At 31.7% G+C, this 12,583-nt stretch carries 11 protein-coding genes and 1 tRNA gene; 6 read left to right on the forward strand and 6 right to left on the reverse strand.

Translation table 11 applies throughout. From position 1 onward, the window contains the following. Nucleotides 1-172 precede the first annotated feature (172 nt). Entirely contained in the window at nucleotides 173-4,342 is a 4,170-nt protein-coding gene (locus J8H85_RS08575; protein WP_209654587.1) for a hybrid sensor histidine kinase/response regulator transcription factor, read from the reverse strand. 343 nt (nucleotides 4,343-4,685) lie between these two features. Between J8H85_RS08575 and J8H85_RS08580 the strand changes: the two genes are divergently transcribed. From J8H85_RS08580 to J8H85_RS08605, 6 genes are all read left to right on the forward strand, one after another. Next, nucleotides 4,686-4,770: transfer RNA gene (locus J8H85_RS08580), tRNA-Leu, on the forward strand. A gap of 91 nt (nucleotides 4,771-4,861) precedes the next feature. Then, a complete protein-coding gene (locus J8H85_RS08585) occupies nucleotides 4,862-5,761 on the forward strand; it encodes a MerR family transcriptional regulator (RefSeq protein ID WP_209654589.1) in 900 nt (299 codons plus the stop codon). 45 nt (nucleotides 5,762-5,806) lie between these two features. Beyond that, entirely contained in the window at nucleotides 5,807-7,273 is a 1,467-nt protein-coding gene (locus J8H85_RS08590) for a phytoene desaturase family protein (RefSeq protein WP_209654590.1), read from the forward strand. Continuing rightward, nucleotides 7,270-8,109 (forward strand): phytoene/squalene synthase family protein, encoded by an 840-nt coding sequence (locus J8H85_RS08595; RefSeq protein ID WP_209654592.1) that lies wholly within the window; start codon nucleotides 7,270-7,272, stop codon nucleotides 8,107-8,109. The genes J8H85_RS08590 and J8H85_RS08595 overlap by 4 nt, the downstream gene beginning before the upstream one ends. Nucleotides 8,110-8,118: 9 nt before the next feature. Continuing rightward, nucleotides 8,119-8,574, forward strand: a complete 456-nt coding sequence (locus J8H85_RS08600; protein WP_209654594.1) for a sterol desaturase family protein — start codon at nucleotides 8,119-8,121, stop codon at nucleotides 8,572-8,574. Further along, on the forward strand, nucleotides 8,571-9,260 hold the full coding sequence (locus J8H85_RS08605; protein ID WP_209654596.1) for a lycopene cyclase domain-containing protein: 690 nt from the start codon (nucleotides 8,571-8,573) through the stop codon (nucleotides 9,258-9,260). Before J8H85_RS08600 ends, J8H85_RS08605 begins: the two co-directional genes overlap by 4 nt. Here J8H85_RS08605 and J8H85_RS08610 read toward each other — a convergent pair. The 5 genes from J8H85_RS08610 to ruvX form a co-directional block, all read right to left on the reverse strand. Then, on the reverse strand, nucleotides 9,257-10,222 hold the full coding sequence (locus tag J8H85_RS08610) for a D-2-hydroxyacid dehydrogenase (RefSeq protein WP_209654598.1): 966 nt from the start codon (nucleotides 10,220-10,222) through the stop codon (nucleotides 9,257-9,259). The genes J8H85_RS08605 and J8H85_RS08610 overlap by 4 nt on opposite strands. A gap of 70 nt (nucleotides 10,223-10,292) precedes the next feature. After that, entirely contained in the window at nucleotides 10,293-10,853 is a 561-nt protein-coding gene (locus J8H85_RS08615; protein ID WP_209654600.1) for a TlpA family protein disulfide reductase, read from the reverse strand. Between the two features lie 72 nt (nucleotides 10,854-10,925). Beyond that, on the reverse strand, nucleotides 10,926-11,375 hold the full coding sequence (locus J8H85_RS08620; RefSeq protein ID WP_209654602.1) for a DUF5606 family protein: 450 nt from the start codon (nucleotides 11,373-11,375) through the stop codon (nucleotides 10,926-10,928). 55 nt (nucleotides 11,376-11,430) lie between these two features. Further along, nucleotides 11,431-12,021 carry a peptide deformylase gene (gene def, locus J8H85_RS08625; RefSeq protein WP_209654725.1) on the reverse strand — a complete coding sequence of 197 codons (591 nt, stop codon included), beginning with the start codon at nucleotides 12,019-12,021 and terminating at the stop codon, nucleotides 11,431-11,433. A 91-nt stretch (nucleotides 12,022-12,112) separates the two neighbouring features. After that, complete coding sequence (ruvX, locus tag J8H85_RS08630; protein ID WP_209654604.1) at nucleotides 12,113-12,523, reverse strand: Holliday junction resolvase RuvX; 411 nt, start codon at nucleotides 12,521-12,523, stop codon at nucleotides 12,113-12,115. Between the last annotated feature and the right edge of the window lie 60 nt (nucleotides 12,524-12,583).

The following is a 12,583-nucleotide window of genomic DNA, read 5'->3' on the forward strand; positions in this document are numbered from 1 at the left end:
CAATTCTTTAAATGAAAAAATACTACTACCCAAGTAAGTATTTTTCAAAGTTAAGTTATAACTACAAGTATAAAAACTCTATGTTGGAAATACTATAAAATATGAATCAAATCAGGTAAATCAACACCCATTTATGTTATAATTTCTACCTAAATTAAGGTTTATTGATTAATTATGATTCTTCTTTCTTGTTTTGTTCTAAGTACTCGCTAGGCGTCATATTATACAATTCCCGGAACGTTTTACCGAAATAAGCAGCTGAATTAAACCCAGACATGTGCGTAACTTCTTTTATGGTATATCCGCCTTTAAGCAATAATTCTGAAGCATATTTTAAACGGATAGTACGTATAAAATTACTTGGATTTTGCCCTGTAATAGATTGTATTTTTCTGTAAAACTGAGATCTACCAATACCTATATCTTTTAGTAAATGCTCTAATTTAAAATCAATATCACTAATGTTATCCAAAATAACTTTGGTTGTTTTTTCAAGAAATGCTTCATCTATAGAATTACTTGTTACTTCATTTGAACTTATAACAGCTCCTAATTTTGAAAATTTCTCTCTAATAATTCGCTTCGATTCCAACAAATTAGCAATTCGAGCTTTTAAAACATTCACATTAAATGGCTTACCTAAATACCCATCAGCCCCTGTTTTATAACCTTCAATCCGATCCTCTTCCAAAGCTCGTGCTGTTAATAATATTACTGGTATGTGGCAGGTTTCAAATTCTGATTTTATTTTTTTACATAATTCAAAACCATCCATTTTGGGCATCATCACATCACTAACAACAATTTCCGGGTAATGTTTTAAAACTTTTTCCAGACCTTCTTCACCATTAACAGCTTCAATAATATTATAACGCCCTTTTAGTTCATTTCTTAAATGCTCTCTAAGTTCTTTATTGTCTTCTACAATTAACAACTTTGGCAAATCACCTTTCCCAGATATATCTTCTTTATCCTCGTACATCTGGGTAGCATCGGATATTAGCATATCATACTCTGCAGATTTCATGGAGTTTATTAAAAATTCATCCTTTACATTGTCTACAACACTAGACTCTGCTGTTTTATTAAATGGGATTCTAACCACAAATTTACTGCCCTTATTATACTGGCTTTCCACAAAAATTTCGCCTCCATGTATCTCTACCAACCCTCTGGTATAATTTAAACCAATTCCGGTTCCTGTTTTGTTGGGGTCTACATTATAAAAACGGGAAAATATTTTTTTAAGTTGCTCTTTATCAAGACCTATACCTGTATCTTCCACAACTATTTCAATGTAGGATTCTAATTTTTTTCTATCCTGCTTTAAAAAATTTAAATTTCTGTTTTTCTCTGTAAACTTATTTACCGATACTTTTATTTCTCCGCCACTTTCTGTGAATTTAACAGCATTTGAAATTAAATTGGTAAGTATCTTTTCCATTTTATCAAAATCGAAAAAGGTAAACAATTGCTCGGAAGTGGATGAAAAACTATAATCGATCCCTTTTTTGGAGACAACTTCTTTAAAAAGAGCATAAATATCATGACTAAACTTGATAATGTCTCCTTTTTGAACCTGAAGCGGTGCCATACCTACTTCCATTTTTCTATAATCCAACAACTGATTTACCAGATACAACAAGCGTCTTGCACTTCGTTGAATAGACAATGCTGATGTTCTTACAATTTCACCATCATTATAGCCCGTTAACAACTTATCTAATGGATTTAAAATTAAAGTTAGGGGCGTTCTAAATTCATGGGACACATTAATGAAAAATTCCAGTTTCATCTGGTCAAACTCACGTTCTTTTTCACTATTTACACTTTCGGTATAATACTTTTGTAAAAACCATAATAACACTCCCGCAACTATTATATAAAGGGCGTAGGCACCCCAAGTTTTCCAAGGTGGTGAATTGATTGTTATTTTAACTGATGATACTGGGGCCGAATCCCAATCACCATCAACCGAAGCTTTTACGTTAAAAGTATAGGATCCTGGTTGTAAAGTAGAGTAATTAATTGTCCTATTAGTTCCAGCAACAACGTACTCGTCATTAACGCCCTCCATTTTATAAGCATACTTAACTTGCTCTTGATTTTGGTAATGAAGTGCTATAAAATCAAATGATAAATTGGACTGATTATACTTTAATATAATATCGTCTGCTTCTGAAAGTGATTTTGTTAAAGTATAACCACTATTTATTTTTTCACCAACTTTAACATACTTGTCGTTTATTTTTAACCCGGATATGGTTGGGGTAAGTTTTGCTGAAGAAGTAATAGTAATATCTTTAGGGTTAAAAATATTAAAACCATTAATACCACCAATTAAAATACGACCATCTTTTGTTCTTTCTATCGATTTACTTTGGTATTCCATTCCTTGTAAACCATCGTGTGTGTTGAAGTTTTTAAATTGATTGGTTTTAGGGTTTAAAAACGACAAGCCACTTCGGGTAGTTATCCAAAAATTATGAAAAGCATCTTCTTTTAACGCTGTAATTAAATTATTGGGCAATCCATCTTGTGTGAAATAAGATTTTAGTAAGTTTAGATTGGAGTCTAATTTATAAATACCAATATCGGTCCCTAACCAAATGTTATGTAAATGATCTTCTTCAATGTAGTTTATTCGGTTTCCTGCAATACCTTCAATATTAATATCATTAAATTGAATTTCGCTAGGGAATTCACTCTTCAACTCATTAAGATTGATATAATTTAACCCTAAAGTAGTTCCAACTAGCAACCTTTCTTTTGAATCAATAAATAGTGAAAAAACGAAATTACTTAGCAACCCTTCTGTATTACTATTTCCTATTTTGTAATGATGAAACTTATTGTTTTTTGTATCCAGTAAATCCAACCCTTCATCTCTAAGTCCTAACCAAACTCTACCTTTTTTATCTTCTACACCTGTCCAAACCGAATTTTGACCAATGGTAGAATCATCAAATTCGTTGTGTAAATATCTTTTACTTATATATGTTTCTGGATTAAATTTATTTAATCCACCATCTAAGGTACATACCCAAATATCGCCATCTTTATCTTCAAAAGTATACATCATTCTATTGGAGCTTAAAGATTTTGGGTCATTCGGGTTATAGCTAAATGATTTAAACGTTTTATCCTTTTCATTAAACAAATTCAAACCACCGTTGTAAGCACCTATCCAAATGCGTCCCTTAGAATCTTGAAGTACAGATTGTACCTTTTTATCATTTAAACCATTTTCGGTTCCTTTTTTATAATAATAATGCCCGAAGTTTGATTTTGTTATGTCTAATTTACAAATTCCCTCATCATAAGTACCAAACCAAAAAATCCCGTCTTTATCTTGAATCACATCAGATATTTGATTCCCAGGTAATGAAAAAGGGTCAAATGGATTGTGTTCTAAATGTTGTGTTTCTCCATTTTTTTTATTGTAAAGAAAAACACCAGCGCCATCGGTAACAATCCATATAATTCCTGAAGCATCTTGATAAAATTCATAAAACGGAACACTTTCTTTTGTTAATGAAATTTGTTTGAAAGTGTTTGTTTTCTTTTCCCATAAGATAAAATTTGAAGTATCATTACCTATCCAAAAATCATTATCAGAATCAATAAAAAAGCGTTTTGGTATATGATTTAACTCGTAAGGTGTTTTACTTTTAATTAAAACTCTTTTAAAATCATCTGTTTCTGGATTATATTTATTTAAATGTTGACCATTGGTTCCTACCCAAATAAAACCATCTTTATCTTTTGCAATTACATTTACATTATTGTTATCTAAACTAGTAACGTCTTTATATTTAATAGCATAATGCACAGGGTTTAAATCATTAATGTTACTAGTATCATCATGTAATGATAGCTTCACCAAACCACTGCTTGTTCCTACCCATAATTGGTTCTTCTCCTTATTGTAGAGCAGGGCATTTATAATCTTTTTAGGATTGAAGGACCTAAGAGGTTGTTTATATAAAGGTATGTGCTTAAATATGTTTGTGTTTCTATTATAAAAATTCAAGCCATTATTTGTTCCTATCCAAAGGTTACCTTGCTTATCTTCTTGAATGACATTTATTCTATTATTGCTAATGGAAGTTGAATCTTTAATGATAGGCCTAAAAATTTCAAACTCGTAACCATTATATTTATTTAAACCATCAATAGTACCAAACCACAAATAGCCTTGACTGTCTTGAAACACTTCCAAACAGGTACTACTAGACAATCCCTTGTCTGTGCTTAGGTTTTCGAACTTAAGATTAGTGTACTGTCCGAAAATAAAATTACAGCAAAAACTTAAAATAATAAGACATAAATTCTTGTTCATTCCTAGCTTTTTTTTTTGAGAATATACAATGATAATAAATTTAAAATTAAATTATGGAAAGGTGATTTTTCTTTTGAAATTATATTTATCAAATAGCAATAAAAAATAAATGATAAGTTAAAATTACACTTTGTAAAAATAAGGAACTAAATTAAGTAATTCTATTAAAAAAAAACAAAGGCAAGGACACAAATAGCACATTGTTGATTAACACATATTTATACTGTAAACCATTTTTTATAATTATTCCATATTCCAATCAAAACATATTTTTTTATACAAAAAACACTTTTGGCTTTCATATAAAAATGATTAGCTTTGATGCCCTGTAAAATGTATTAAGGCGCACGTGGCGGAATTGGTAGACGCGCCAGCTTGAGGGGCTGGTGTTCGCTTAGAATGTGGAAGTTCGAGTCTTCTCGTGCGCACTTTTCTTCATAAAATCAATTAAAAATTTCCTTCTAAAATTGATTTAATCAATGGATTCACATACTTTTGTTTAACCATAAACAATTATTGATGAACAATATTAAGGTTAACTTCAGCATTAAAGATCTTGAAAATCTTACCGGAATTAAAGCGCACACCATAAGAATTTGGGAAAAACGCTATAATTTACTCACCCCGAATAGAACTGATACCAATATTAGAACCTATAGTATTGAAAGCTTGCAAAAACTGCTCAATATTACATATTTAAACAACAATGGTTTAAAAATTTCAAAAATTGCTGAGCTTAAAGATAAAGATATTCCCGAAAAAGTTAAGGAAATAGCATCTATTGGCAAAGCTGAAGACCATGCAGTGAACACTTTTAAACTGGCCATGTTCAACTTTAACCAAACACTTTTTAATAATACGTACAACAGTTTGCTTGAAAGCAAAACATTCAGCGAGATTTTCTACACCGTGTTCCTACCTTTACTAGACCATATTGGGGTTTTATGGCAAACCAACACCATCACCCCTGCACACGAACACTTCATATCGGTACTTATTAAGCAAAAAATTCTTTTAAATATTGAAAACACACAAAACTTAACTCCCAAACCCAACACCAAAACTTTTGTTTTGTTTTTACCAGAACACGAGATACACGACATTGGCCTACTTTTTATAAATTACCAATTAAAAAGTAAAGGTTACCACACCGTGTTTCTTGGTGAAAGTGTTCCAATGGACAATTTGAAAGATTTATTTAACTTTTTCAAGGATATTTCGTTTATTTCTTATTTCACCATTTATCCTGAAGAAGAAAAACTCACCACTTATCTTAATGAATTCAATAATTTACTTTTAGAAAACAGTAACGCTACATTGATTTTATTAGGACAGAAACTATCAAATTACAGCAACAATAAGCTTCCAAAAAGCATATCCATCTATAAATCAATAGAAAATTTAGTTAAAGATTTATAAATATACTTAATATTGTTTAACTTTAAACTATATTTGTTAAACAATATGAATAAACATATACTTATAATAGGTTCAGGTTTCTCATCCTTATCCGCTTCATGCTACTTAGCTAAAGCAGGATACAAGGTTAGCATACTTGAAAAAAACAAAACCATTGGCGGTCGTGCCAGACAATTAAAAAGAGAAGGTTTTACTTTTGACATTGGACCAACTTGGTATTGGATGCCCGATGTTTTTGAACGCTTTTTTTCTGATTTCAATAAAAAACCTTCCGATTATTATTCATTGGAAAAATTGAATCCAGCATATAGTGTGTACTTTGGAAAAAACGATTTTATAACTATTGAAGACACGTTAGAAAAAATAAAAACAGCTTTTGAAAATGAAGAAACTGGTAGTTCTAAAAAACTAGACACCTTTATTAAAAAAGCCAAAAGCAATTACGATATTGCCATCAAAGATTTAGTTTACAACCCTGGTGTTTCGCCTTTAGAATTGGTCACCCCTAAAACCATGACTAAACTAAATCAGTTTTTTAGCACCATAAAAAAAGATGTTAGAAGAGAGTTTAAAAATGAAAGGTTAGTAAAAATCCTAGAGTTTCCGGTGCTTTTTTTAGGTGCAAAACCAAGCGACACACCGTCATTTTATAGTTTTATGAATTATGCCGATTTTGGTCTTGGCACCTTTCACCCCAAAAAAGGCATGTACCAAGTTATTTTAGCCATGGAACAACTTGCAAAGGAACTTGGTGTAACCATAAAAACAGAAAACCCAATTGATAAAATTATCGTAGATAATGGTAAAGCTGTAGGGATCATTACAAAAGAAACCACATATAAAAGTGATATTATAGTAAGCGGTGCCGATTACCATCACACCGAAACTTTACTAGACCAACCGTATAGACAATACACCGAAGCTTATTGGAGCAAAAAAACCTTTGCACCTTCTTCCCTACTTTTTTATGTAGGTTTTGATAAAAAACTGATTAATGTAAATCACCATACCTTATTTTTTGATGTAGATTTTGATATACATGCCGAAGCCATTTACGACAACCCAAAATGGCCTGAAAACCCATTGTTTTACGCAAGTTTCCCTAGTAAAACAGATGATAGTACCGCACCAGAAGGCAAAGAGGCTGGTATTTTTTTAATACCGCTTGCTCCCGGTTTGGAAGATACTCCCGAGTTACGAGAAAGCTATTTTAACAAAATTATAGACCGTTTTGAAAATGTAACCTCCCAAAATATAAAAAAACATGTTATATTTAAGGAAAGCTTTTGCATAAATGATTTTGTGAAAGACTATAATTCCTACAAAGGAAATGCCTACGGTATGGCTAATACGCTAACACAAACCGCCTTTTTAAGACCCAAGTTAAAAAGTAAAAAAGTTAAAGGTTTATATTTTACAGGACAATTAACAGTTCCAGGACCTGGAGTTCCGCCTTCTTTAATTTCGGGAAAATTAGTAGCCGATTTAATATTAAAACATCACACCCTATGAAAGCATTATTCGACACAGTGTCTTACAATTGCAGTAAAATTGTAACTAAAACATATAGCACTTCGTTTTCATTAGCTACTAAAATGCTTTACAAATCCATACGGCATGACATTTATAATATTTATGGATTTGTAAGGTTTGCAGATGAAATTGTAGACTCTTTTCACGACTACAACAAAGAAGAATTATTCCATAGATTTTCTGAAGATTTAGAACATGCCTTAAAAGATAAAATAAGCTTAAATCCTATTTTAAATTCTTTTCAATACACGTATCACAAATACAATCTTGATAAGAGTTTAGTTGATGCATTTATGAAAAGCATGCAGATGGATTTACATAAAACCACCTATTTAACTGATGAAGAATACAAAAATTACATTTATGGATCTGCAGATGTGGTAGGACTTATGTGCCTGAAAGTATTTGTAAAGGGCGACAACGACAAATACAATGAATTAAAGGAAACCGCTATGGCATTGGGTTCTGCTTTTCAAAAAGTAAACTTTTTAAGGGATTTAAAGGCAGATTTTGATGAACTGAACAGAAGCTACTTCCCCAATGTGGATTTAAGCCAACTCAACGAAAACTCAAAACAAAAAATTATTGATGATATTGAACAAGATTTTGAGAAAGGTTTAAGTGGTATTAAAAAGCTACCTATTGAAGCAAAATTTGGTGTTTTTATGGCTTATAGGTATTATAAACAACTCTTAAAAAAACTAAAAAGAACACCTGCGTTACAAATTAGAAATGCCAGAATACGTGTTTCAAACCCTAAAAAAGTAGAATTATTGATGCGTAGTTACGTAAAGTATCAATTAAATTTAATGTAAATTTATAGCATGCAAACGGCACTATTTATACTCATTTTTATAGCAACTTATTGCTTTATGGAATTTATGGCGTGGTTTACCCATAAATACGTCATGCACGGTTTTTTATGGAGTTTACACAAAGACCACCATAAAAAAGACCACGATAGTTGGTTTGAACGTAACGATGCTTTTTTTGTTTTTTACGCCGTAGTTAGTATTGGCTGCTTTTTACTTTGGAAATACGATATATTTTGGGCCGGCCTACCCATTGGTATTGGCATTTTTGCATACGGATTGTCTTATTTTTTAGTGCACGATATTTTCATACATCAACGTTTCAAATTATTTAGAAATGCCAATAATTGGTATGCAAAAGGTGTTAGGCGCGCTCATAAAATGCACCATAAACATTTAGGAAAAGAAGATGGTGAATGCTTTGGAATGCTGTTTGTGCCATTTAAATATTTCAAAAATAACAAATGACCTATTTGTACCTACTTTTAAATTTAGGCTCGTTATCTGTTCCTTTTATTTTTAGTTTTCATCCAAAACTAAAATTCTATAAATATTGGAAATCTTTAGGCATTGGCATTTTAGTTAGTATGCTCATTTTTATTCCTTGGGATGTATTCTTTACTATACACGGAATTTGGGGCTTTAACCCCAATTATTATTTAGGCGCAAAACTATTTAATTTACCTATTGAAGAATGGTTGTTTTTTATATGTATTCCGTATGCTTGTGTATTCACACATTACGCGCTATTGCATTACTTCCCAAATTTAAAATTATCAAGAAGTATAACTAAACTAATTAGCTATACTTTGATTCTTTGTTTTTTTATTATATCCATATATAATTACGACAAATGGTACACGTTTGTAAACTTTACTTTGGCAACTATATTGACACTTATAGTGGTTAACAAAAAGCCAGAACTTCTTCAATCTTATTTACTAACATTTTTAGTCATGCTGATTCCTTTTTTTATAGTGAATGGTATTTTAACAGGAAGTTTTATTGAAAATGAAGTGGTTTGGTATAATAATGCTGAAAACCTCAATATTCGATTATTTACAATTCCTATTGAAGATGCTGTTTATGCTTTCACACTTATTCTTTTGAATCTTTTCATTATACAATCTATAGAAAAACCAAAGTCTAATTAAGCGTTTATTACATTTTCAGGGTTTCCACTTAAATACGCTTTTAGATTATCAACTACAATTTGTAATAAACGTGCCCGCGATTCTTTTGGAGCCCAAGCAATATGCGGTGTTATAATACAATTTTTTGCTTTTAATAGTGGGTTATTTTCCTGAATAGGTTCCGATGAAATCACATCAACGGCGGCACCTGCTACTTTACCCGAATTAAGTGCTTCTTTTAAATCCTCCTCCACAATTAAACCGCCTCTTGCAGTATTAATTATCATAACGCCATCTTTCATTTTGGCAATATTCAGTTTATTGATAATGCCTTCAGTACTTTCAAACAACGGACAATGTAAACTTATAATATCTGATTTTTCAAAAAGTTCCTCCAATTCAACATATCGACAGGTATCCGTTTCCAATGAGATATCTTTACTTCTATTATACGCCAAAATATTCAACCCAAACGCCTGCGCAATTTTAGCCGTTGCCTGCCCAATACGTCCAAAACCTATAATGCCTAAATTTTTCCCTGCCAGTTCAATCAATGGCGTATTCCAAAAGCAAAAATCTAATGATTTTGTCCATTCCCCATCTTTAACCGCTTTATTGTGATCGCCTATGTGATGGCACATTTCCAACAACAAACCCATGGTAAACTGTGCTACGGCAGCTGTTCCGTAGTTTGGCACATTGGTTACCACTATATTCAAATCAAGTGCAGCTTCAACGTCCACAACATTATAGCCCGTTGCCAACACACCTATATATTTAAGATTGGAAGCTTGGGTAAGCACTTCTTTTGGAATGGGTACTTTATTCGTAAATATAACTTCGGCATCACCAATGACTTCGATCACTTTTTTTGGATAGAAATCGGTACGATCAAAAACTTTTAAATCGCCAAATTGCTTGAGGCTTTCCCATGTTAAATCGCCAGGGTTTAAGGTATACCCATCTAAAACTACCATTTTCATTGTATCTGAATTTTTAATGTTTTTAAAATTAATGAAAAATGAATTCTGATAAAAACACAATGGGTTTTAATTATTTTAATAAATTATCAATGGTGCTTCTTACTTTATGGCTATTCCAATTTGCGGCACCACTTTCGTCTATAATAACGTTTCCTTCTTTGTCTATTAAAAACGTTCTTGGAATGGTGGTTATATTGAAGAATTCTGGATAGTCGGTAACTGGTCTGTACACTTTAAACGTATAGTTGTTTTTAGCTAAAAACGGATCTATCTCACTATACCCATCGGTTGTAACAAAAAGAAATTGAACTTCATCACCATAATCGTTGTAAAGTGCTTGCATACTGGGCATTTCAGCAATACAAGGCGGACACCAAGTTGCCCAAAAATTGATTAAAACGACCTTTCCTTTGGTATCTTCAAAATCAAAAATCGAATTGTCTTTATCTGTTAGTTTCCAATTATAATTGGTGATTTTAGTGAGTTTTTCGTTGTTTACGCTCACTGGTTTTACTAACGCAACAGCTTTATGCAATAACACTTGAATTGGTTTTCTTGTTTGCGGAATGATTAAAACTGCTACTAGAATAAAAAAAACAATATTCTTTAATTTGGGCTTTGTTATGTTCATATATTTCAATTAAAAAAGGCACAATTTCTATGTCGAAATTATGCCTTATATCTAACAAAACAAAAAAGGTTTCTATTCTTCTTCGTCTTTAACTGCTGCTTTTTTTGCCTTTTTGGGCTTAGAATCAGAATCATCTTCTAAATCTAACATATTGTGTTCTAACAATAAGTTATACCATTGAATTACCTTTTTAATATCGCTAGCATACACACGGTCTTCATCGTAATCCGGTAAAACTTCAAAGAAGTACTCTTCTAGTTTGTCTTTACTGTCTTTAGCTTTTACTGAAGTTGCTCCGCCGTTTTCCTTTTTCTTAATGTTTTTAAACACTTCTTTCAAAGGCACTTCTTCCGTTAAAGTATAAATAGCTATTTCACTTAAAACACTTACATTTTGCTGAATATTAACAGATAATCTTTTTTTATCAATTAACGATTCTGCCACAAAACCACCACGGGTTTGGGCTACCAATTTATATAAACCTGGTTTTCCTGTTATAGCTATAACTTTTTCTAAACTCATAAATTATTTTTTTGAAAAGGGCAAATATCAACTGTTTATTGATGTCTTGCAAATATTATCGTTTCTTTTTTTGGTCTGGAAAACGCATGCGGTAATCCACATCTATCTTTCCTTTTGATATGTTGCCAAGCCTTCCTTTTATCAAACGTTTTTTTAAACTAGATAATTTATCGGTAAACAACACACCTTCAATATGGTCGTATTCATGCTGAATAACCCTAGCAATTAAGCCATCAAAAACTTCGGTATGCAACTCAAAATTTTCATCAAGGTATTCAATGGTCACTTTTGGTTTTCTAAAAACATCTTCACGAACATCTGGAATGCTTAAACACCCTTCGTTAAACGCCCACTCATCACCTTCTTCTTTTAAAATGGTAGCATTTATAAAAACACGTTTAAATCCATTTAAAGCTTTTTGTTCTTCATCGGTTAAATCTTCATCATCCGAAAACGGTGTGGTATCTACTATAAATAGTCGAATGGCCAAACCTATTTGAGGTGCAGCTAAACCAACACCACTAGCATTATACATGGTTTCAAACATATTATCTAGTAATGTATCTAGGTTTGGATAATCTTTATCTATATCAACGCCTACTTTTTTCAAAACAGGGTCGCCATAGGCTACAATGGGTAAAATCATGGTTGAAATTTCTGTTATTGACTGCAAAAATACAATACTTCTAATTTATTAAATGTAATAATGGAAAATTTATTCTTTTTTTAAGAATCAACTATTTTGAGTATAAATAGCTTTGTAATATAAGTGTAGCGCTAATTTCATCAACCAATGCTTTATTTTTTCGTTGATTTTTTTTCAATCCACCATCAATCATAGATTGAAATGCCATTTTAGATGTAAAACGTTCATCAACACGTTGAATAGGTATATTTGGAAACTGCGCTTCCAACTTCTTTAAAAACGGCACAATTAACGCTTCACTTTCAGAGGCTGTATTATCCATCTGTTTAGGCTCGCCAACTATAAATAACTCAACAGGTTCTTTAGTTGTATAATCGTTTAAAAACGTAAGCAACTCATTGGTGTTAACCGTGGTAAGTGCAGACGCAATAATTTGTAACGCATCGGTTACCGCAATTCCAGTGCGTTTCATACCATAATCAATTGCTAAAATGCGTGCCATATATAAATCTTTGTGCAAAAATAGCGTAAAAAATAAAAAAGGCTCTCTTTTTGGAGAAAG

The sequence above is a fragment of the Mariniflexile gromovii genome, assembly GCF_017814435.1.
GTDB lineage: Bacteria > Bacteroidota > Bacteroidia > Flavobacteriales > Flavobacteriaceae > Mariniflexile > Mariniflexile gromovii.